The sequence below is a fragment of the Paenibacillus sp. YYML68 genome (assembly GCF_027923405.1).
Lineage (GTDB): Bacteria > Bacillota > Bacilli > Paenibacillales > NBRC-103111 > Paenibacillus_G.
Genome location: NZ_BQYI01000001.1, coordinates 1,852,275 through 1,872,331, shown reverse-complemented (window position 1 = coordinate 1,872,331; position 20,057 = coordinate 1,852,275). Strand labels below are relative to the sequence as shown.

Annotated in this window: 23 protein-coding genes; 9 read left to right on the top strand and 14 right to left on the bottom strand. The window is 52.6% G+C overall.

Annotation, left to right across the window (positions count from 1 at the left end; translation table 11 throughout):
• Nucleotides 1-5: 5 nt before the first annotated feature.
• The 7 genes from PAE68_RS08480 to PAE68_RS08450 all read right to left on the bottom strand — a co-directional run bounded on the left by PAE68_RS08480 (nt 6) and on the right by PAE68_RS08450 (nt 7,579).
• Nucleotides 6-992: a M14 family metallopeptidase gene (locus tag PAE68_RS08480; protein WP_281885986.1), complete on the bottom strand. Its 987-nt coding sequence runs from the start codon at nt 990-992 to the stop codon at nt 6-8.
• 41 nt (nt 993-1,033) lie between these two features.
• Nucleotides 1,034-1,846 carry a glutamate racemase gene (gene racE, locus PAE68_RS08475; protein WP_281885984.1) on the bottom strand — a complete coding sequence of 271 codons (813 nt, stop codon included), beginning with the start codon at nt 1,844-1,846 and terminating at the stop codon, nt 1,034-1,036.
• Between the two features lie 137 nt (nt 1,847-1,983).
• Entirely contained in the window at nt 1,984-3,021 is a 1,038-nt protein-coding gene (locus PAE68_RS08470; protein WP_281885982.1) for a polysaccharide deacetylase family protein, read from the bottom strand.
• A gap of 50 nt (nt 3,022-3,071) precedes the next feature.
• Nucleotides 3,072-3,500 (bottom strand): disulfide oxidoreductase, encoded by a 429-nt coding sequence (locus PAE68_RS08465; protein ID WP_281885980.1) that lies wholly within the window; start codon nt 3,498-3,500, stop codon nt 3,072-3,074.
• Between the two features lie 179 nt (nt 3,501-3,679).
• A complete protein-coding gene (locus PAE68_RS08460; RefSeq protein ID WP_281885978.1) occupies nt 3,680-4,972 on the bottom strand; it encodes a glucose 1-dehydrogenase in 1,293 nt (430 codons plus the stop codon).
• Nucleotides 4,969-7,014, bottom strand: a complete 2,046-nt coding sequence (locus PAE68_RS08455; protein ID WP_281885976.1) for a glycoside hydrolase family 15 protein — start codon at nt 7,012-7,014, stop codon at nt 4,969-4,971. The genes PAE68_RS08460 and PAE68_RS08455 overlap by 4 nt, the downstream gene beginning before the upstream one ends.
• Nucleotides 7,015-7,141: 127 nt before the next feature.
• Entirely contained in the window at nt 7,142-7,579 is a 438-nt protein-coding gene (locus PAE68_RS08450) for a hypothetical protein (RefSeq protein WP_281885973.1), read from the bottom strand.
• A 164-nt stretch (nt 7,580-7,743) separates the two neighbouring features.
• Between PAE68_RS08450 and PAE68_RS08445 the strand changes: the two genes are divergently transcribed.
• The 7 genes from PAE68_RS08445 (at nt 7,744) to PAE68_RS08415 (ending at nt 14,060) form a co-directional block, all read left to right on the top strand.
• Nucleotides 7,744-8,409 (top strand): helix-turn-helix domain-containing protein, encoded by a 666-nt coding sequence (locus PAE68_RS08445; RefSeq protein ID WP_281885971.1) that lies wholly within the window; start codon nt 7,744-7,746, stop codon nt 8,407-8,409.
• Nucleotides 8,410-8,680: 271 nt separating this feature from the next.
• The gene (locus PAE68_RS08440) at nt 8,681-9,289 is read left to right on the top strand and encodes a CPBP family intramembrane glutamic endopeptidase (RefSeq protein ID WP_281885968.1); all 609 of its coding nucleotides are present in this window, start codon (nt 8,681-8,683) and stop codon (nt 9,287-9,289) included.
• A gap of 208 nt (nt 9,290-9,497) precedes the next feature.
• The gene (locus tag PAE68_RS08435; RefSeq protein ID WP_281885965.1) at nt 9,498-10,193 is read left to right on the top strand and encodes a hypothetical protein; all 696 of its coding nucleotides are present in this window, start codon (nt 9,498-9,500) and stop codon (nt 10,191-10,193) included.
• Nucleotides 10,190-10,744, top strand: a complete 555-nt coding sequence (locus tag PAE68_RS08430) for an accessory gene regulator B family protein (RefSeq protein WP_281885962.1) — start codon at nt 10,190-10,192, stop codon at nt 10,742-10,744. Before PAE68_RS08435 ends, PAE68_RS08430 begins: the two co-directional genes overlap by 4 nt.
• A complete protein-coding gene (locus PAE68_RS08425) occupies nt 10,744-10,866 on the top strand; it encodes a cyclic lactone autoinducer peptide (RefSeq protein ID WP_281885959.1) in 123 nt (40 codons plus the stop codon). Before PAE68_RS08430 ends, PAE68_RS08425 begins: the two co-directional genes overlap by 1 nt.
• A 102-nt stretch (nt 10,867-10,968) precedes the next feature.
• Complete coding sequence (locus PAE68_RS08420; RefSeq protein WP_281885955.1) at nt 10,969-12,777, top strand: putative bifunctional diguanylate cyclase/phosphodiesterase; 1,809 nt, start codon at nt 10,969-10,971, stop codon at nt 12,775-12,777.
• A 143-nt stretch (nt 12,778-12,920) separates the two neighbouring features.
• Nucleotides 12,921-14,060: a phosphodiester glycosidase family protein gene (locus tag PAE68_RS08415; protein ID WP_281885952.1), complete on the top strand. Its 1,140-nt coding sequence runs from the start codon at nt 12,921-12,923 to the stop codon at nt 14,058-14,060.
• Nucleotides 14,061-14,127: 67 nt separating this feature from the next.
• Here PAE68_RS08415 and PAE68_RS08410 read toward each other — a convergent pair whose 3' ends face one another.
• The gene (locus tag PAE68_RS08410) at nt 14,128-14,553 is read right to left on the bottom strand and encodes a YtxH domain-containing protein (RefSeq protein ID WP_281885949.1); all 426 of its coding nucleotides are present in this window, start codon (nt 14,551-14,553) and stop codon (nt 14,128-14,130) included.
• Nucleotides 14,554-14,560: 7 nt separating this feature from the next.
• Nucleotides 14,561-15,004, bottom strand: a complete 444-nt coding sequence (locus PAE68_RS08405; protein WP_281885947.1) for a DUF948 domain-containing protein — start codon at nt 15,002-15,004, stop codon at nt 14,561-14,563.
• Nucleotides 15,005-15,225: 221 nt separating this feature from the next.
• Here PAE68_RS08405 and PAE68_RS08400 point away from each other — a divergent pair, with 221 nt between their 5' ends.
• Together PAE68_RS08400 and def are read left to right on the top strand one after the other, a co-directional pair.
• A complete protein-coding gene (locus PAE68_RS08400; protein ID WP_281885945.1) occupies nt 15,226-16,305 on the top strand; it encodes an LCP family protein in 1,080 nt (359 codons plus the stop codon).
• Between the two features lie 126 nt (nt 16,306-16,431).
• The gene (gene def / locus PAE68_RS08395; protein ID WP_281885943.1) at nt 16,432-16,947 is read left to right on the top strand and encodes a peptide deformylase; all 516 of its coding nucleotides are present in this window, start codon (nt 16,432-16,434) and stop codon (nt 16,945-16,947) included.
• A gap of 95 nt (nt 16,948-17,042) precedes the next feature.
• Here the strand turns inward: def and PAE68_RS08390 are convergent, their stop codons facing one another.
• The 5 genes from PAE68_RS08390 to thiD form a co-directional block, all read right to left on the bottom strand.
• Nucleotides 17,043-17,225, bottom strand: a complete 183-nt coding sequence (locus PAE68_RS08390) for a hypothetical protein (protein ID WP_281885941.1) — start codon at nt 17,223-17,225, stop codon at nt 17,043-17,045.
• Nucleotides 17,222-17,392 carry a hypothetical protein gene (locus PAE68_RS08385; RefSeq protein WP_281885939.1) on the bottom strand — a complete coding sequence of 57 codons (171 nt, stop codon included), beginning with the start codon at nt 17,390-17,392 and terminating at the stop codon, nt 17,222-17,224. Before PAE68_RS08385 ends, PAE68_RS08390 begins: the two co-directional genes overlap by 4 nt.
• A 228-nt stretch (nt 17,393-17,620) precedes the next feature.
• Nucleotides 17,621-18,271 (bottom strand): helix-turn-helix transcriptional regulator, encoded by a 651-nt coding sequence (locus PAE68_RS08380; protein WP_281885937.1) that lies wholly within the window; start codon nt 18,269-18,271, stop codon nt 17,621-17,623.
• 206 nt (nt 18,272-18,477) lie between these two features.
• The gene (locus tag PAE68_RS08375) at nt 18,478-18,915 is read right to left on the bottom strand and encodes a DUF86 domain-containing protein (protein ID WP_281885934.1); all 438 of its coding nucleotides are present in this window, start codon (nt 18,913-18,915) and stop codon (nt 18,478-18,480) included.
• Nucleotides 18,916-19,028: 113 nt separating this feature from the next.
• Nucleotides 19,029-19,868, bottom strand: coding sequence for a bifunctional hydroxymethylpyrimidine kinase/phosphomethylpyrimidine kinase (gene thiD, locus PAE68_RS08370; RefSeq protein WP_281885932.1), 840 nt, complete (start codon nt 19,866-19,868; stop codon nt 19,029-19,031).
• Between the last annotated feature and the right edge of the window lie 189 nt (nt 19,869-20,057).

Sequence of the window (20,057 nt, the reverse complement as noted above, 5' to 3'; positions counted from 1 at the left end):
CTTGACTATAACAGCATACCTTCCGTCAGCAGTGGCAGCAGCTCCTTGTAGATGTCCGGGAACTGCTCGAGCGGCAGCGGATTGACGCCGAAGCCCGCCTCCACGGTGAAGCCCGGTCTGCGGAACTCCTGAATGAACCAGTCCTTATACCCCGCATCGCTGCCCGTCAGCTTAATCGCCTTGTAGCCGCTCAGCACCTCGAGACGCGAGGACAGCGTCTCCGCTTCGCCCGGCTCATAATCTCGGTAATTCCAATATATTTCCTTGCCTTGCGTATGGAACGCCATCACTAGACGGAAGTCCCGGCTTCGCGTGAGCTGCTCCATCGCAACCGCCTCGGGCTCGGACAGCGGACGCTCGCCCGTATAATCACGCGGCCCTGGACCGTCGACCTCGCGCCGCTCACGCTCCGTATCCCAATGGGCCGGGAATTGATCGTTCAAATCGACGCCGCGGATGTTCGCCTTCCAGCCGGAGAAATCGTCCGAGCCGCCATTCCAAGCAATCAGCCTGTCGCGCGCCGGATGCCCGTTCGCCCCGTGAATGGACAGCTCGACGCCGTCCGGATTGACCATAGGCACGACCCACAGCGATGTCTCCTCCATCAGCCTTGCCGCTGCGTGTCCGGCCAAGCGCCCTCCATTGTAGAACGCCTCGGCGTAAGCTGCGATGAAGTGCATGAGCAGCTGCGAGGTGATCCACTCATTGGCATGGAACGAGCCGTTATAATGAATTTCCCGCTGTCCGTGACCGATACGAAGGAACGGAATGTCCCGTCCCATGACGCTGCGCCCGATCGTGCCTGTCTCGATGAACGGATAGGCGCTCTGCAGCGCACGAATGTCTCGAAATAATGCTTCATAGCCATAACCTTCGGCAGCTCGTTCAACTGTCGGTCGCGCACTACTGGTTGCCTGTGACACCTGAGTAGTTTGTCCGATCCGTATAGCACGCTCTGCCGCATCCGAATGCTTCGAATTCGATATGTTCAATGTGTCCACCCCCTGCGATACTTCATGCTTATGCGCAAGGGTCAGATGATATTCGGGACTTGCCACACGACCGGCGTCACGCCGATTTCTTCATTCAGCCAGCCCTGTGCGATCGATCTGAACATGTTCGGATCACCGCTGCAGAAGAACTGATGAATCGGCATCTTCATGCTCGTCGTCAGCATTCCTTTATGGTACAGGATGGTGCTCACCTCTCGAGCCGTCTCATCCGCCGAGCTGATCAGCTTCACGCCCGGTCCCATCGCCTTGCCGATCGCATCGGACAAGAACGGATAATGGGTGCAGCCGAGAATGAGGCAATCCATCGGCGTCTCCTTCAGCTCGCTTAACGTAGCGCTGACGACCTGCTCCGTCTGGTCGCTGCGGAACATCCCCCGCTCCACGAGCGGTACGAACAACGGACACGCCTTGCTGACGACCTGAATGCTCGGCGAGATGAGCCGAAGCGCATCTTCATATGCGCCGCTCTTGATCGTCCCGTCGGTGCCGATGACGCCGACGATCTGATTCTTGGTCGACTTGATGGCCGCTCTCGCGCCCGGAGAGATGACCCCGAGAACCGGAATCGTCAGCCGGGCCCGAACCTCCTCGATGGCAACAGCGGTTGCCGTATTGCACGCGATGACAATCATTTTCGGCTGATACTGGAGTAAATAATCGACGATCTGGTGCGTGTAGCTGATGACCTCCTCAGCCGGTCTAGGTCCGTAGGGCGTTCTCGCCGTATCTCCGAAATATAAGATTTTTTCGCGCGGCAGCTGACGCATAATTTCTTTGGCTACCGTCAGACCGCCGACTCCTGAATCTAATATCGCTATCGCTTGCTGCTGCACGTAGGCTCGCTTCCTTCTCTTAAGATGTGTACGTATGGTGCTCCTAATAAAATATGTATCATGGCGATGAAATGTACCACCATGAGCGGTCGCGACGTGCCCGAATCCATGCAGCTTACCTTCCTTGAGCTATTCGATCACTTCGGCGGCTCGAGCTCATCGAGCCGCGCGAACGTATAACCGGCCTGCTGGATGCTCCGCACAATGCGGTCGAGCGCCTCGATGTTTTCCGGTGAGCCTTGATGCATCAGAATAATGTTGCCCTCATGCAGGTTGCCCATAATATCGTTATACGGATCTTCCGCCCCGTTCTTCCGCGGCTCCCAATCACGCATAGCTGTCGACCAGAAGACCGATGTATAGCCCATGTCGGAGACGAGCTTCACCAGATGCTGACTGTATCTTCCATAGGGGAAACGGAAATACGGCGCGTCCGGCTGGCCGGTCACTTCCTTCACAAGCGCAGCGAAGTCCGTGATCTCCTTGCGTACCTCATCATCGGTCATCAGCGTCATATCCTTATGCGTCATCGTATGATTGGCGAGCAGATGCCCGTCCTGTACGATACGTCTGATGAATTCAGGGTCCTTCTTCACATTATAGCCCGCGATAAAAAAGTTTGCCTTCGCCCCGTTGTCCTTAAGCGCGCGCAGCAGCTCCTCCTTATCGCCAAGCGCTCCTCCGGTATCGATCGTGAGGTACACCTTCTTGCCCGTACCGACCCACAGCGCCTTCCGGTCACCGGTCATCGCCGCCGTATCGGCCGGGAAGCGTGGCACCTGTCCCTTGCCCTTCTTCATGTAGTACCAGGACAGCGTCTTCCGATCACCGGCAGCTGAACCGGGCGACTGCGGTGCAGTCGTCGCAGGCGTCGTGCCGCTGCCGCCATATACGGCGTCTGTCGCTGTTCGCGATGGAGCAGCCTCGGTCGGAGCAGCCTGAGGCTTCGCCGCCGTGTCGGGATTGGCCGACAGCTTCGGCTCCTCCGCTGCAGGCACAGGCGTAGCCGCAGACCCTTCGCCTCCCGCGTTCAAGCTTCCCTGTCCCCCCACTGGGGAGGGAGTCTTAGCAGGAGACAACGCCCGCTCAGACGATCCGCTCTCCTGCCCGCTGCAGGAGACGAGTATACTGGCTAGTACGGATAAGCATATCCAACTGCTGACTTGTCCTCTCATATCCGCACACTCCTCTAGGTAGTGAAGCACGCTGATTACGCGACTGCCCCTTACTTCCGGCTCGCCGCGAGCATCAGCAGCTGAATGACTGTAATCAGAACGAACGCGACCCAGGCCAGGAACGGGATCGTCACGAAGCCGAACCAGTTGATATAGTCCACGTCGCACGGCACGATGCCGCACGCCTTCGCGCCTTCCGCGAACAAGCCTGTCTTTTGCATCAAATAGTGGTACAGCGAGATGCCGCCCCCCCAGATGGACAGCGGGAGCACATACCAGTAGAAGCGCTGCTCCTTGCGAACCGCCGCAATGCCGAGCAGCAGCACGAGCGGATACATCAGTATTCGCTGATACCAGCACAGCTTGCACGGTGCATACATCAGCACCTCGGAGAAATACAAGCTGCCCAGCGTCGCAACAAGTGCGATCGCCCATGACAGATGAAGTCCGTTCTCACGAATAAACGGTTTCCAGTTCATCAAGCTCATCCACTCTTCCTTCCAAGACAAATGTAAAGGTGCGTATCTCGTATTATATCATTTTTTACAAGCTGGACACATCTTGCTTTGCTAGAAAACAAAAGCGGGCCGCTCGCCTGACGAGTCGACCCGCTTCTTCACAATGATAACCCTACCATCTGCCATTACACACACTCGATCTACACGGAGAAGCTGTACGCCACTTCCCCTTCACTCGCTGCCGCAAGCCTCGTCCATTCCGACTGAGGTATAACATCGACAACCGCCTTCACACCGATTCCGCTAAAATCAAGCTGCGCCACCTGCTCCATCGTCAGCCGATCCGTTAACAATCGGTCCAGAACGCCAGGGAACAGCGACTCCATACGGCCAAGGCGGTACAGGCCGGTCTCGAAGTCTTTGCGCGAGGCGTTCACCGACCCGAGCACGCACTTATTCTCGAGCACGAGCTCATGATTGATCCGATCGACGGACACCTTCTCGCGACGGTTCCCCGGCGTCACACCGAGCAGCGCGAGCACGCCGTTCGGTCCGAGCGCAGTCATCGCGTCGAAGGCCAGCGGACTGTAACCGGTGCACTCGAGGATGAGATCCGCCCGCTTCCCATGTCCCTTCAGGAACGCATCCAACGGAGAAATCGGCTTCTCTGATTCCTCAGATTGCCGCTCATCCCCGACAGTTGCTCGATGCCCGAACATCGCAGCTTCAGTGGAACTCGCCCCACTAGCCTGCTTGTAATGCGCACCGCACGCCCGAACGATATCCGCCGCCGCGGAATCAGCAGGCGACTTACTCCAGACGTACGTGTCAAGGCCAAGCGTTCGGCACGTGAGCGCCGCCAGCAGTCCCAGAGGCCCTGAGCCGAGCACGACGGCTGTTTTCGGCTGCCAAATGAGCCGCTGCTGAATACGCTGCACTTCGTCCCATACCTTCTCGACGATGCTCTGCGGCTCGGCCAGCACCCCGAGTGTTAGCATCGAGGACGACACCTTGACCAAGTAACGCGCATCCTCCACGTAATACTCGGACAAGAAGCCGTGCATCCCCTTAATGCCGCGTTCGACATACGCCCCTGTCTCGCAGAAGTCTGGCTTCCCGTTGCGGCAATTCACGCAATCCGGCTGACCGCAAGGTCTGCGCACGAGCGCGGTAACCGCATCTCCCGGCTTCAAGCCGGTCGCAGCGTCCGCCTCCATCACGACGCCGAGCGATTCGTGCCCGAGAATCAGGGAGTGCTCCCCGAGAGGCGGAACGCCGTACTGCTCGCTCACGATCTCCCGGTCCGTACCGTCCATACCAACGCACAGTACACGAACCAGCACGTCGGTCTTACTTACGCGCTTCGGACGGGGCACCTCGGCCAGCTCGAGCATCGGCTTCAGCCTGAGCGCTCCCGAGGCCGCATCATCCTCCCGATGGTCCAGAGGGTCGGTTAAGCCCGTCACACGTACAGCCTTCATTCGATCGCTCACTCGGCTGCACCTCCTGTAGCGGAGCTAGCTAACAGACGCGCATCGCTGACGTCCTCCCGGCTGCGACGGTGCTGACGAAACCACTTCAGCTTGGACACATACTCCTGTACCACCTTGACGAACGAGGCATGCGACCAAGTCAGAGGCGATACGGACAGCGGCGCTCCCGTGAACGGATGCAGCTGCTCCGCCAGCACGCCGCTCGGCAGCGCATGGCCCATCGTCCAGCGCAGCAGCTCCTCCGCCTCCTTCAGCCCGGACTCATCCTTCGCTGCGGCGATGACATATTCGGCATACCAGAGCGTGCAGATGAACCACGGGTTGCCCGGCACGTTCTCTACATCCCGCGTCACCTGATGGTAATAATCGTTCGTGTACCTCGCAATGCCGCCGACGTCCGTCTTCACCCACAGCTGGTCACGGATCGCCTTCATCGTCGCAACGACACGCGCATCGTCCACAGGGAACAGCCCGAAGTCGAAGACGCCATACATACTTGCGTCCAGTGTCATATCTGGCTCATACGTCTGTCGATCCGCATTCCAATACAAGGAACGCACGAAGCGGCCGTCCTCCGTCACCATGCTGCGCTCTACGGCGAGCTTCAGCTTGTCTGCCTCGTCACGGTATCGAATCGCCCGCAGCTTATCACGGAACTGCTCAGCGAACATCGCTGCCGCTTGCAGGCCCCCGTATACGGCAGCCGCTGTGTACAGATGTACGCCGTAACGCTCCTCCCACAGATCGTAGGACGGCAGAACGAGTCCCGAAGCGTCCATATACGCCGCTAGGAAATCAGCAGCCGGGATGACGAACGACTTGTAATCGTCTCCCGCCTCGCTAAGTGTCCCGCCCAGCTTGTGATGATGCCACAGGGCATACAGCACGAGCGCCGTCTCATCCTCCTGAATCGGTAGTCGCTTGCCCCCCTGCTCATCGATATACGGATGCCAGCTGGAGCCGGCCGAGCCATCCGGATTATATTTGTGCAGCAGATAGCCTTCCTCCGCCAGCCCGTTCTTGCAGAAGTTGAAGAACCGCCTTGTCAACGCGTGATAGCCTGAGCGATCGAGCGCATGCGTAATCAACGCGCCATCCCGCGGCCACATATACGAATATGTATCCCGCGCGAACTTCAGGATGTCTGAGTCATTCGCCGCGACAATAGCCCCGCGGTTATCCATATTCGTGCGGATAATGAGCAAGCTGCGCTTGTAGAACGAAGCCATATCAGCCGTCAGCAGGCTGAGATCATGACGGTCAGAGGCAAGCCACTCCAACCAATAATTATACGTGCGCTGCAGCAGCCGATGCGGGGTCAGACTGCGCACTTCCGCTTCCAGCTTCTTGACCTCAGCATAGCTGCGTCCGAAGCTTATCCAGAACCACGCTTCCTTCGAGCCCCCCGCAGGCACCGTCAATTCTAACTCAATGGTCCCATCAACTGAGCCTTGAGCGATCGGATTACATCCGAGCTGTCCGTCCTCTGCATCTCTCCATGTCCCCTCCAGTCGATGGATCCCCTTCTGTCCGATGGCGAATGAGGAAGGCTCTGAGCCGCTCCCCTCTGCCGTCCGACACGACAGCGACATATAGCGGTGACCCTTGTAGAACACCAACGAACGAAGGTCCGGATCATAATAGACCGTATCCCCGACGCCATTGCCATACAGATGCAGATCCAGATGAAAATATAGCTTCACCGTCCGCTCCCGGTCCCAATCGTTCGTAACAACTACCTTGCGCACGAATACGTCCTTCTGATGATCCACACCATCGCGAAGCAGCAGCTTCAAGCCAAGACGCTCATGGACAGCTGTTACGTTCGTAATCATCGAATCGTTCAAATACCCTGCCTTCTTCTTCAGCTCCGGATGATCGATCCACATGAAATCTTCAGCGGTCCACACGCCGAAGTGGGATAAATGATCAATGGCCTGATTTTCTTGACCGACATAAGGGAAATAAATATCACGCATATTGTAATGGGTATCGAAATTAACGAGCACGTTGCCGTTACCTACAGGCAAATCACGAGCCATGACTGCTTCATCTCCTTCCTATTCTCCCTAATTTCCCCTCGGAACGGAATGATTTATACAGCATGACTCAACAAAAAATAGCCGACTTCTGCAATGTGCAAAGTCAGCTAGCTGTGTGAGGTTCCGATCATTTATGCTTCCTTCCGTGCTTGACAAGCGTCATACGTCTGGAATGCCTCAGCCAAGAGTAGTACGCCTTCAAGTCGCGCAGCTGTATATCTTGTGAGATGCGTCCCAGGAACGTCACAACGATCATCTTATGCAGCGGATTGCCTGCGATATCCGTCTCTTCCTTAAGCTCCAAAAATTCCGCTACCATCACAAGATCGTCATCAATCAAAAATACGTCCTTCTCGTTCGGGTAATAGGGGGAGATCTTGTCGAGCTTCAGCCGATCCCACAGAAACGCGCATATATGCTCTATGCCGCCCTCCCCGGGATCAATCCGTTCCGCCCAGCGGGCAAGTGCATGGCTAGTAATCACGATATCCGCTACTTTATACCCTTGAAATGGTACATGAAACGGCTCGTAGGTACTCCAGCGATTCATGATTTTATCCTTCATCCGCACACTCCCCCCCTTTTACACATGTTTCACCCATTATTATTTAGGGTAGTATTTATACTACATCTCGTCAATAGTTAACTTCATTAGATAAATTTTTTTTTAGAATTGTATTTCTTTTCGTTTACTTGTCTTATACAATGGTGTAGAAAGGGGTGACCGGAATGGGACAACCTATTCCTGAATTCGGTAAATTTCTCGAAACACTTCGAGGCTCCATGTCGTTAAGAGAGGCGGCCAAGAAGAGCGGGCTGTCGCATGCATACATACGAGATTTGGAGCTCGAGCGCAACCGTTCCACGAACGATAAGATTACACCTTCTCCAGACACACTACAGAAGCTGTCCATCGCTTACAGCTATCCGTATACGGAGCTCATGATCAAGGCTGGCCATCTTACTAGCAATGATATACCGAAATCCGGGGGCAGTGTCAAATCGAACGTAGAGCTTAGCGGTGTGCATTACATTGAAATTGCCATGAAAGACATCGTGTACTACATGGGAACGTCAACCGTATCCCGTAACGTAGAGTCGTTGATCGACTTCAGCTCATTCCTAGACGAGCTGGAGGAGGCTGGCTTTCGCAAGGTAGACGCCAATCTTTATGTTAATTTCAATCATATCCGTAAATACGATGAGCGGCGAGGTAAGCTTTACTTTACCGAAGACGGCAGCGGTAGCAGCGTTACATTAACCGCAATGAGACAGAAGAAGTATCACGATCAGATCATGCGTAGTACGGCTTCCAATACGAACAAAAGCCTCGAATTTACATTAAGCAAGAGCACTCGTGGCGTTGTAATTTCATCTTTAGAGGATCGTGCCTAGGACGTATTCTGCTTACATGGTGTGCGAATCCTTTTTCATTTCAACATTCATACCTCATGTGCTTATCCTCAGCCGAATGGAATATGGGATTCAACAGCATGAAATGTGGATTAGATCGGCCCTCAATAAGTATTGAACTCCTCACTTCTATTCGTTGTAAGCTACTATACGGCGGGCTTATCATTATCCATATCTCATGAGCGATGAATATAGAACAATGATAGAGCCCTGATCGTATATAACGATTACATTTCTATGCAGAAGGAGCACTATGAACAACAAGCTGATCTCCTACAGGCAGCCGGCCCTCGTCGTGCTCTTCGTGCTGACAGCAGGCCCAGGACCGATCCTGTTCTTCCTAAATCCTTATACAATAACGTTCCTCCCTCTCGTATTCCTGGCTGGAGCTTACTATCTGTATCAAGATGAGCTTCGTCTAACGGACTGGAATGCCATTCTGCGCAGTCAGGATAACCTCTCCCTCATTCGTACAGCGATTCAATGGGGCATATATGCTCACGCCATCAACTATTTTCTTATGTACAAGGTTCCCGGCAGCCCAATGACCAATACATTGCTTGCCCAGTATCCCATGATGGCGCTTAATGCGGCCTTGTTCGGCCCTGTCATCGAGGAAGTGGTCTACCGCAAGATCATTTTCGGTTCTTTAATTCGCATGATGTCGTTCTGGCCGTCTGCCATACTATCATCGATCATCTTTGCACTCGCTCATTTTAGTGTGAAGCTATTTCTCGCCTATGCTGGCGTAGGATTAGTTCTATGCTGGGTGTATCGAAAGTCGGGAAGCCTTCTGCCGCCTATTCTAGTGCATGCTGCACTGAACATCATTGGCGTGGCTGCCATGACCCTCCAATTATGAAAACGATACCAATAGTATCTCACAAATATTGTTTCAACATAAAATTGCATGATTCGACATATTTCTCTTGTATGTATGCTTACTCTGTATTAAACTACGTATATACATAGCAACTCGTGTAGAATGTATTTTTCCAACATGCTACCTAATATCTATAGCTTTTTTCTTAACAAAATATATATAATATTTATGAACGGAGCTACTTTACATGTGGATGGAACTTATAATTCGACATACCTGCTCGTTTTTGGAATTGCTAGTTTTGACCTTACTCACGTTTTCGCTTTTCCGATTTCCGCTACAATATAACTACTTCAGATTCGTAATCATTGCCTTAGTCATGAAAACTGTTGCTTTTTACCTAAAAGAAGTAGCTGGGTTAGGAATGTTGGCCATGCCGACGATGGTTGTGTCTGAAATTATTCTCATCACTTTATTGTTCAATCTGCCCGTCTATTATTCACTGTTCATTACGGTGATCGGCTTCTTGGCTGCCATGCTGCTCGAGTACACTGTTATGACTTTAGTGGTTCAATTGCAGCTCGCAACTGTCGAGGAGGTCGCAACCAGCAACCTGCACATGAGTATCGTCTATGTTGCTACTGCAACATTGGCATCTTTACTGACCATGTATATCCGTTATCGCAAATTTGGCTTTCTGATGATTGTGAACAAGATGACACTTCGTGAAGGCATTAAGAAGTACAACTTTGCTTTATCTGCGGTGCTCATTGCCATCATATCTATCATTCAAATCAACTCTGTCTTATTTAATGAGAAGCCATATGTTCATTTATTTGTGTTAGTCGGTCTTGGAGCTTGTTTTTTTGTATCTATCTTTATCGCATACCGACATAACAAAAGACTTATTAACGAGAAGTACGAAAGGATGAAAGCGCGATGAACTTCATTGATCGCTCAGCTCTATCGCTGACGCACAGTATTCGCAAGCATAATTCGGATGCTGCTTCCGAAACCGTATTGTTCTACGCACTGAGTCTGCTGATCAATTCGGCTGTGTCCGTACTCATTGTAATGACAATATCTACGATTACAGGGAAGATAGCCGACGCATTGCTCGTCATTCTCGCTTATACCATACTCCGTATAGTTAGTGGTGGTTTGCACCTGCGTACGTCATTAGCTTGTTGCTTAACTTCAGCTACCATTTTCTTAACAGCTGCACATGCAGCTTATGAGTTTGCGGTTATCGGGGTACTATTGAATACAGTGGCTTTCATTCTAGTCCTGATCTATGCCCCTTCCGATATAAAGAGTGTGAGCCGGATCGATCCGAAGTATTATCCCATGCTTAAATGTGTATCCGCTCTCATTGTTGCCAGTAACTTTTATTTTCAGTTACCCGTGTTGACAACAGCCTTCCTAATCCAGGCGTTGCTAACGACGCCCTTCATGAAAAAGGCTGTTGATTATATTGAGGGGAGATTGTACTAATGAAAAAAATGATCGCTGTACTTGCTAATGGAGCTTTAGTGGCACTTGCCACAATGTTCATGACCACGAATACGGTCTGGACTCATCGCCCTGAATTGCCAACTGAACTGCTCAAGAAATAATTACATCTAGGAATTACTGACATCTACGATTCAATAAAGGATGACTAGGCTGACAAGCTATGCTTGTCAGCCTCATCACACTTTCATGGAGCTGACAAACGTATGCAAAAAATACCCGTTACTCGAGACGGCAAGAGAGGCTCTGAGGTGCTCATTATTGACGCTCGCGACGTTATCAAAATTGATAAAATTCGCGATCGTGAAATTATTATCCATACCAAATCCGAGCAATACTACCTCGACTACTCTTTCGACAACTTAGAAGAATGGCTATTCGAGGACGGGTTCCGTCAGCTTGATACCTCCAATATTGTGAACATGAATCATGTGGAGGATTATGACACAAAGCGCGGTCTCCTCTATCTCGGCTCTGACAACAAGAAGTTAGCCAAGACGGCAACAGCTGCCCGCATTCATAAAGAGCATATCGAGAATGCCGTGAAGCTTATCAAGACCGCTCGGATGACGACCGAGGAATCAGGCACGGAAGCTTATGAACAGCTATTCTCTAACATTATCAGCGAAACGAACGACTATCAGTTGCTTCGATCTTATGCTACGATTCGGGCCGTGAACGAGCGCAAACGAGCTGAAGATAAAATTTTGCACATGGCCTATCACGATGCATTAACGAACTTGCCGAACCGTCTCTTATTCGACGAGAAGCTGCGCGCCTCCTTCGAAGATGCAAGCCGCAATGGCAGTAATCTGGCTGTTATCTTCTTTGACCTCGATCGCTTTAAGGTCATCAATGATACACTTGGACATCATGTCGGCGACCTCTTGCTTCAGAAGCTTGCACGCAAGCTGCAGGTATATGTGAAGGAGAAGGACATCGTTGCACGCTTCGGCGGAGACGAATTTATAATATTGTTGACGAATGTGAACCATGTCGATGAGGCTGCTCAATTCGCCAAGGGCATTCCTGACCTACTGAAGGAACCGTTCATCATTGACAACCACGAGCTGTTCGTAACGGCAAGCATTGGCATCAGCTTATATCCACAGGATGGCAGCGAAGTCGAGACGCTGCTCAAGAACGCGGATATCGCGATGTATCGTTCCAAAGAAAAAGGAGGGAATTCATACCATTACTACAATAAGGACATGAACAAGCGGTCCTTACATCGACTGAACCTGGAAATCCATTTGCGCAAAGCGCTGGAGCGCGGTGAGTTTCGAGTTCATTACCAACCCATCGTTGATCTGAAGAACGGTACCGTATTCGGTATGGAATCTCTCGTAAGGTGGCAGCACCCCGAATGGGGGATGGTATCTCCCGGAGAATTCATTCCGCTCGCGGAGGAAACCGGACTAATTGTGCCGATCGGCAATTGGGTGCTGCGTCAAGCATGCATCCAAAATAAGCGATGGCAGACTAAAGGGGCCCCTCCTCTTGTCGTCTCCGTTAACATATCGGCCATCCAGTTTCACCAAATTAACTTCGTAAATGTTGTGATAGATGCTCTGAACGAGTCTGGACTTCACCCAGAGCTGCTCTGTCTGGAGATTACCGAGAATATCGCCATGAACAACATGCCGTATATTCTCGAGACGATGCATAAGCTGAAGCTGCTCGGGGTGCGTATTTCGATTGACGATTTCGGGACAGGCTATTCGTCCTTAAGCTACTTGAAACGTTTCCGTGTCCATACGCTTAAGATCGACCAGTCATTCATTCGCGATGTTACATCCGATGAAGATAATGCGGCCATCGTTACAGCCTTGATTGCGATGAGCCATCGTCTCAAGATCAAGTCATTGGCTGAAGGCGTGGAGACGCAGGAGCAGCTGCAGTTTCTTCTGTCACAAGGCTGCGACGAAATTCAAGGGTACGTGTTCAGCAAGCCGATGCCTGCGGATGATTTTGAGTATATGATCAAGGAGAATAAGCAACTATATATGAATTAACTAGGGCCCGAACATTATTAGGGTCAAGTAAATCAAGGGGATTGGGAGCATATTATGCAACCTTTTCTCTTTTTTTTCGTCTATAACAAAGTATGTTAGATGAAGTTAACAAAAATTAACAAGAGATGGAGAGGATTCGAGCCATGTCCGCAAGAATACCGGGCCCCTCCCGTGTGCAGACAACCTCTGCCCCCGTTCGGAGAAAGCAGGCTTCCAGCAAACGTGGATCTTCCGTTCCGCTAACGCTATTTTTGTACACCGTATTCGTACTGTTCGTCTTCGGCATGCTCTTCATGCTCTGGTTCTTCTTAACGAAGCCGGGCACCGACCTGCGCTTCATGATGGCGGATACGCTGATCACGACGCAGCATCGACACTGGGCCAAGTATTTAATTGGCAGCGAGGAGCTAGAGAAGCGAGTGAACCGATATTGGGCACAGTTCGATATTTATTCCGGCGTGAAGGATGAAGGGCTCGTCAAGGTAGCCTCGAAGGATCCGAAGCAGACGAAGGAAGCTCCGAAGCCGCTCATCGAGGTCGAGGATATATCCGGGACGAACTTCAAGGGCAAGCTGCTCACGGTTCGCGACCCGAAGTCGCTGCGCATCGCTGTTCCCGGTAAGGCGGGCAAGGGAGAGAAAGTATCCAGCATGGTTCAGCGTCTAGGAGCCAAGGCAGGCGTTAATGCAGGAGGCTTCGTCGATCCGGAGTGGAAGGGCAACGGCTTCCAGCCGACCGGACTTGTCATGTCGGGAGGCAAGCTGTTCTACAACGACGGCGCCATGAATACGGCGAACCATATCGTCGGTATCGATAAGGAAGGACGCATGGTGGCAGGGAAATATTCGCCGAACGAGCTCATGAAGATGGGCGTGCAGGAGGCGGTCACCTTCGCTCCCAAGTTTATCGTGAACGGCGTTGGCTTAATCAAGAATCAAGCCGATGGCTGGGGAATCGCTCCCCGCACCGCCATGGCCCAGAAGGAGGACGGCACGATTATGTTCGCCGTCATTGACGGTAGACAGCCACACTCCATCGGTGCGACGCTATATGATATTCAAGGCATCTTCCTTGAACGCGGAGCCGTCACTGCAGCGAACCTAGACGGCGGTTCCTCCTCCGTGCTGGTTGTAGATAACAAGATCGTCAACAAGCCTTCGAGTGAATACGGTGAGCGCTATTTGCCTACCGCATGGCTTATTTTCGACGAACCGGATCAGGCTGATATTGATAACATATGGGAAGGTCTTGACCCTAGGAAGATCGATCCATCCAAATGGTAAATGTTAAAGGCGGCACGCTCATCAGCATGCCGCCTTGTTATTCATTAACGAGCAAAGCTATGCTTCATTACTTCGCTTCAGCTTCGACTGACTCACCTGACTCTTCTTCCACCGCAGTGGCTGCAACTGGCGCCTGTTCTACTGGCTTCTGAACGGAGCCTGTCGACTTGCTTGCACGCCATGCCTTCACCTCATCACGAGCTTGCAGGGCAAGCTCTTTGGCCTTACCCGCCCATTCTGACGTCTGGCTGCGAATCGTTTGAACAGCTGTATTCGATTGCTCAGACAACGCCGTCGCCAGCTCCTTCGTCTTCACGCCTACTTCGCCTGCAACCTGCTGCGTCTTCTCGCTGACGCACTCGTACCCTTCAGCTAGATCAGCGCGCAGCTCGCGGCCCGATTTGGGTGCTAGCAAGAGAGCTGTTACCGCACCGAGCAATGTACCGACGACTGCACCGACGACGAATTTTTTACCGTTATTCTCGTTTGCCATTGTGAAGTCACTCCTTTGTTTTCGTAGGTCTAGAGGCTTGAATGCGAGAGATGAGAGAGAACACCGCTGCTGAGCATTCCAGCGCTCCACTGAACGTGTCTTGCCGTTCCTGCACTGCCTTCTTGGCGTCCGTGACCGTCGCTTCCACTGCCTGCGTAAGCTGATCAACGGTGCGGATTATGGAGCGGACAGCTTCACCTGTTTCGCTAGCCGCTTCGAACCACGCATCGGTCGCTTCCAGCTTCCGCTTCACATTACCTAGAATCGCTGCAGACGTCTCAAGCGTCCGGACGGATTCTGCGACCGCTCGATGCGCATCGTGCTGAAGTGCTAGAAGCGACGTCTCGGTACGTTTCATCGCAGACTGCGCATGGAACAGAAACCGGATTACACTTACCGCTACTGCTATGAAGGCGATCATACAGACCGCCAGCCCCCATTGCCACCACATCGGTATCACCTCCGTTGCTTCCTCAAGCCTCTAGACGAATGCCTATGAGATAGTACAGTATAAGTCGGACCGTCTCGGTTTGACACAGTTTTCGCAAAATTTCTTCACCTAAAATTTTTCGCTTCGAAAGGAATTATTTTCTTTACAAACTTAAAACTTTTTACTTACAATTAACGTCTAAAGATAAGACGCTATTCGACAACTTGTACGGGAGGAACGATATGCTGCCGCCGCGTAAACAAAAAAAAACAAAGCCGAAACGATCCAAAGGATTGCGCCACTCCTTGCTCGCACTCGCCATCGTCTCCGGTGGAGCCATTGCATTCGCCGGATATGGAATATATAAAGTTGACCATGCGCTTGAGCTGATGTCTTCCGGAAGCAAGGCGCAGGCAACATCTGTAGACAAGCAGGCAGAGGCCGCGCTGCAGAAGCCGATGAGCTTCCTGCTCGCCGGTGTCGACAGCCGAAGCGGCAGTGGAGGCTCAATGAACTCGGACGTGCTCATGCTCGTCAGTCTGAATCCGAAGACCCGATCCGCGACCGTAGTCTCCATCCCGCGTGATCTGGAGCTCAAGCCGAAGGCGCTCGGATTAAGCAGTCAGAAGGCGAACTACTACTATGCCTATTATAATAATCAGAATAAAGACACAGCTCTCGAGAAGACGAAGCAGCTGTTCAGCACGATGTTCAACGTGCCTTTGAATTACATGGCTGTCATCGACTTCGACGGCTTCCGTGAGGTAGTCGACGAGCTGGGAGGGCTTGAGGTTGACGTCGACATGGATATGCGCTATGTGGACACCGTTGACGGTACGAACATCAACCTGAAGCAAGGCTTGCAGAAGCTGGACGGCAAGCAAGCTCTGGACTACCTGCGCTACCGCAAATCGAACCGAGGCACAGCCGAATCGTCCGATACCGCCCGTAATGAACGTCAGCAGGTCGTGCTTGACAAGCTGCTCCAGAAGATGACCTCGCTTAGTGGTATTACGCAATTGGGCGGAGTGCTCGAGATCGCAGGACGCAACGTTCAGACCGATATTCCCGCCGACACGCTGCGCCGATTCCTGTTGAACTTCCGATCGCTGAAGCCAGAACAGATTCAATTCATTCATCTGAATGGACGGTGGGATAGTCCGTATGTCGTGCCGAAGGAAGAGGACCTTGCCGCGGCTGTTGCAGCTCTGCGATCAAGGCTAGAGCTGACAGAGACCAGCTCCTCCACTGTGACGAAGGCGACGTACGGATCGTGGCAGACGAAATTCGGCATTGACCCCGCTTCTGGAACGAAGCGGTAGACGGACGACGAAGTAACCCGGAGGCGCATCCATGCGCTGAGCTTACGGAGGGACGGTTGCCTTTTGCCGCAGGTGAGGTATGATGAATACGTAGAAGATATAGATGAATAGGGTGAACGATACGATATGGCTGAGAAAATCATACGCAGCATCGGCGATCCGGTGCTTAGAGAACGATGCATGCCCATCCGCACTGTGAACGCCAGCGTCCTCAAGCTGCTGAACGATCTGGCGGATACGCTATATGCGGAGCCCGGACGTGCAGGACTTGCCGCTCCGCAAATCGGCATACCGAAGCGGGTAGCGGTAGTCGACACCGAGGACGGTGTGATCGAGCTGATCAACCCGGTCATCGTGGAACGAAAAGGCTCGCAAGAGGGAGCGGAAGGCTGCTTGTCGATTCCGAACGTGTACGGCTACGTGACGCGCTCTACGTACATCAAGGTAAGCAGCTTGAACCGTAACGGTGAGGAAACCGTGCTGGAGGCCGAAGGCTTCACGGCCATATGCATGCAGCATGAGATCGACCATCTGGACGGAATCCTATACATCGATCATGTTAAGCAGGGCGATCTATTCGAGGAGAAGACGGATCAATCGATCGACGTATTCCGCCTGATCCGTGAATCCCGCCAGCTATAGTAGGAATGACGCTACCTCCCATCCAGATGCAAAGACGAGGCCAACCTGAGCAGGTCAGCCTCGTCTTGTTTGTCTGCCGGTAACATTCGGTAGCACTAGCTAATGAAGAAGAGCTGCTTCAGATCGGTCAGCAGGTCCTCGTTCTTCTCCTCTTCGTCCTCGAACGACTTAATTAACGAGGAGGTGACATACTGGGCATTCACGCTGTAATGCTTCAGCAGCGCGTTCAGCTGCTCCAGCTGCTGATGGTTTTCTACAATTTCGTGTAAGCGACTCATGGCTTCTCCCCCCTCCTCCTCGGAATTACCGCCTTACGGCTCGTATCGATCTCTTCACTGGAGAACATCGCATCGTCTTCATCGGGGATCGCATCCTGCCAATATTCAGCCTTCTCCCGATCAGTCAGCGGACGGCCGAACCATTCCTTCATGAGCTCACGGTTCACGCTAGGTCCCTCCTTATCCCACAGCTTGGCTGGCATAGGTATCGCCTTCATACTCATTCAGGATACCCGACCCGTGCTTCAAATATGTACCAGCGCATGCAAAAAAACTGCACCTCCAATCGTTAGATGGTGTCTAACAATTGGGGTGCAGTTCACATCTGTCGAGTCGGTCTGCTCCTGCAACTAACAGGCTTCCGAGTTAAGCCAGGCTATGCATACTTCCATCGATCAGCTCGATGCTTCCTCTCGCTGCTGTATAATATACGTACACTTCATGCCGCCCTTCGCAAGACATTCCGTACGCTCAACCTCTGCATCATTGCCGAGCAGCGTGCGGAACATCGAGAGCTCACAGCTGCACGCATGCTGGAATTGATTCGCCACCTGCGAGATCGGACAATTGTGCTCCTGCAGCACGAACGCTCCGTCCTCCCGTTCATCCAGCTGCACCATATAGCCGTTCGCGTTCTGAATATCGGTCAGCTCGGCAACGCGCTGGGACAGCGACTTGCCTGCCATCCGACTCTCGTATCGCTCAATAAGACGCTCTCTGCGGCGATCGAACAGCTCATGCACCTGCTCCTCACCAGCCAGCTCCACAAGCTCACCAAGCAGGTCGAGCGCCAGCGTATGATATTTCTTAGGAAATAATTCATCGGCTGCCGGAGCGAGCGAGTATAGGTGAGACGGTCTTCCCATCGCTTGGCGAACAAGCTTAGACTCAATGAAGCCATCACGCTCCAATGTATTTAGATGACGGCGAACCGCCATTTCCGTTATACCAAGCTGCTTCGACAGGTCGCCAACGCTTAATGCACCCTTCGTCTTCAGCAGATGTAAAATGACCTTCCGTGTCGATACATCGGGCTCATAGTTCATCCGGCTTCACCGTCCTTCTAGCAGCAGGCCTGTTCATCTGAACAAGCCGTCCCGTATGCATATGCTCATTGTATACGAATCTATCGTTTTAGTAAATTCATATGCGCTGCTGTATGTAAATTACGAATCAAGGAAGGACTTACCTGTAGTCGAGACATCACAAAGAGCAGACGCTCCGGAGAACGTCCGCCTGATGTGTGATCCAATTAAATTTTCTCACGGTTAATAAAAGCAGGGATCGCCTCAGCGAAATCCGTTAACGCATCCGGCAGCTGCTGCAGGACGCCAAATAAGGTTGTCTCCGCGGCTTGAGAGCGCTCATCCATATATTCCTGCGTAAGCAGACGGCGAAGCTGGACCAGCTCTCTTAGCGTTCGAGCCGTTACAGCACCGAAAACTTGCTCGCCCTCAAGAATGTCGATAATATCCTCATAGCTGCTCGCGTCGCGCATCATGAAGGCGTCGATCAGCAAGCTTCCGAGATCCGTTACCGTCTCGATGGCGAGATATAGCGTATGCTCCAGCGCAAATCGGCTAAGCACCGCATCGAATGGCTTGGCCTCTGTCAGCGCACGACTTGCTTCGAGCAGCACCGGAATGAATTGAAGACGACGGTCGATCTGCTCTTGGTTCACGTAATACATGGTCTAGCCCCGCTTCCGTTTGTTCTTTTTCCACTTCGACCATAGCCATATAGCCGGGAATGTGACGAGTAGCAGCACGATGAGCAGCAGCGCCTGCATCAAATATTCATAGCTCATGACGATTGCCCCTCTTCCTTCGCTCGGCTTGAGCTGAGCTGTTGCTCGCGAGCGTATGCCCAATGGTTCGTCGGTCCATGACCCGCACCGATTCCGAGCTCACGCGAGATTGCGAGCGTAATGAACGACTTGGCCGTGTGCGCGGCCTCAAGCAGCGTGCGGCCCTTGGCCAGCTCCGCGCATATCGCTGCTGAGAACGTGCAGCCTGTCCCATGCGTATGGCGAGTCTCATAGCGCTCTGCTGTGAGGAGGTGGTAGGACTCTCCGTCGTATAGCACATCCGTCGGCTCGCCGGCGGCATGTCCGCCCTTGACGATGGCTGCCTTCGCGCCGAACTCGTTCACGAGCCTGCTTGCCGCCTCCTTCATCTTGTCCATCGAATCGATGGACAGTCCGGTCAGCACCTCCGCCTCCGGAATATTCGGCGTCACGACCGCGGCGAGCGGCAGCAGCTTGTCCCGCAGCGCCGACTGCGCACTGACCGCAAGCAGACTCGCCCCGCCCTTCGCAACCATAACCGGATCAACGACGAGACGGTCGATCCGATGCTTGCGAATACTATTCGCAGCCAGCTCGATCACCTCCGGCTGCGACAGCATGCCAGTTTTGGCCGCATCGGCGCCGAGATCAGACAATACCGCCTCCAGCTGCTCCTCAATGCCTTCCAGCGGAATATCGTATATACCGTGAACGCCAAGCGTATTTTGCGCGGTAACGGCCGTAATCGCACTCATGCCGAACACATCGAGCATCTGGAACGTCTTCAAGTCTGCCTGTATGCCGGCGCCGCCGCCGCTATCAGACCCCGCTATCGTTAATGCCTTATACACCTTCATCCTGCACCCATCCTTTATCGATAAACAACTGCTTCCTAATAAGTGTAGTATTCCCGGAAGCTGCTCGTCAAGGCGAGGAAGAGGCATGCTGCACGTCGTTTCGTGATATTTTTTTGACAACTTTCGTAAACACTTTGACGATGCATCCGCCCGAGGGGTATGATGAACATATTATATTCGGATGCTGCT

What these genes read in the sequence shown, in the direction of transcription:
- PAE68_RS08400 (WP_281885945.1), top strand. Translation starts at nt 15,226, where the DNA reads ATGCTGCCGCCGCGTAAACAAAAAAAAACAAAGCCGAAACGATCCAAA.
- PAE68_RS08450 (WP_281885973.1), bottom strand. Translation starts at nt 7,579, where the DNA reads ATGAAGGATAAAATCATGAATCGCTGGAGTACCTACGAGCCGTTTCAT.
- PAE68_RS08420 (WP_281885955.1), top strand. Translation starts at nt 10,969, where the DNA reads ATGCAAAAAATACCCGTTACTCGAGACGGCAAGAGAGGCTCTGAGGTG.
- PAE68_RS08470 (WP_281885982.1), bottom strand. Translation starts at nt 3,021, where the DNA reads ATGAGAGGACAAGTCAGCAGTTGGATATGCTTATCCGTACTAGCCAGT.
- def (WP_281885943.1), top strand. Translation starts at nt 16,432, where the DNA reads ATGGCTGAGAAAATCATACGCAGCATCGGCGATCCGGTGCTTAGAGAA.
- PAE68_RS08415 (WP_281885952.1), top strand. Translation starts at nt 12,921, where the DNA reads ATGTCCGCAAGAATACCGGGCCCCTCCCGTGTGCAGACAACCTCTGCC.
- PAE68_RS08465 (WP_281885980.1), bottom strand. Translation starts at nt 3,500, where the DNA reads ATGAACTGGAAACCGTTTATTCGTGAGAACGGACTTCATCTGTCATGG.
- thiD (WP_281885932.1), bottom strand. Translation starts at nt 19,868, where the DNA reads ATGAAGGTGTATAAGGCATTAACGATAGCGGGGTCTGATAGCGGCGGC.
- PAE68_RS08390 (WP_281885941.1), bottom strand. Translation starts at nt 17,225, where the DNA reads ATGAGTCGCTTACACGAAATTGTAGAAAACCATCAGCAGCTGGAGCAG.
- PAE68_RS08405 (WP_281885947.1), bottom strand. Translation starts at nt 15,004, where the DNA reads ATGTGGTGGCAATGGGGGCTGGCGGTCTGTATGATCGCCTTCATAGCA.
- PAE68_RS08375 (WP_281885934.1), bottom strand. Translation starts at nt 18,915, where the DNA reads ATGTATTACGTGAACCAAGAGCAGATCGACCGTCGTCTTCAATTCATT.
- PAE68_RS08440 (WP_281885968.1), top strand. Translation starts at nt 8,681, where the DNA reads ATGAACAACAAGCTGATCTCCTACAGGCAGCCGGCCCTCGTCGTGCTC.
- PAE68_RS08425 (WP_281885959.1), top strand. Translation starts at nt 10,744, where the DNA reads ATGAAAAAAATGATCGCTGTACTTGCTAATGGAGCTTTAGTGGCACTT.
- PAE68_RS08445 (WP_281885971.1), top strand. Translation starts at nt 7,744, where the DNA reads ATGGGACAACCTATTCCTGAATTCGGTAAATTTCTCGAAACACTTCGA.
- PAE68_RS08435 (WP_281885965.1), top strand. Translation starts at nt 9,498, where the DNA reads ATGTGGATGGAACTTATAATTCGACATACCTGCTCGTTTTTGGAATTG.
- PAE68_RS08410 (WP_281885949.1), bottom strand. Translation starts at nt 14,553, where the DNA reads ATGGCAAACGAGAATAACGGTAAAAAATTCGTCGTCGGTGCAGTCGTC.
- PAE68_RS08430 (WP_281885962.1), top strand. Translation starts at nt 10,190, where the DNA reads ATGAACTTCATTGATCGCTCAGCTCTATCGCTGACGCACAGTATTCGC.
- PAE68_RS08455 (WP_281885976.1), bottom strand. Translation starts at nt 7,014, where the DNA reads ATGGCTCGTGATTTGCCTGTAGGTAACGGCAACGTGCTCGTTAATTTC.
- PAE68_RS08380 (WP_281885937.1), bottom strand. Translation starts at nt 18,271, where the DNA reads ATGAACTATGAGCCCGATGTATCGACACGGAAGGTCATTTTACATCTG.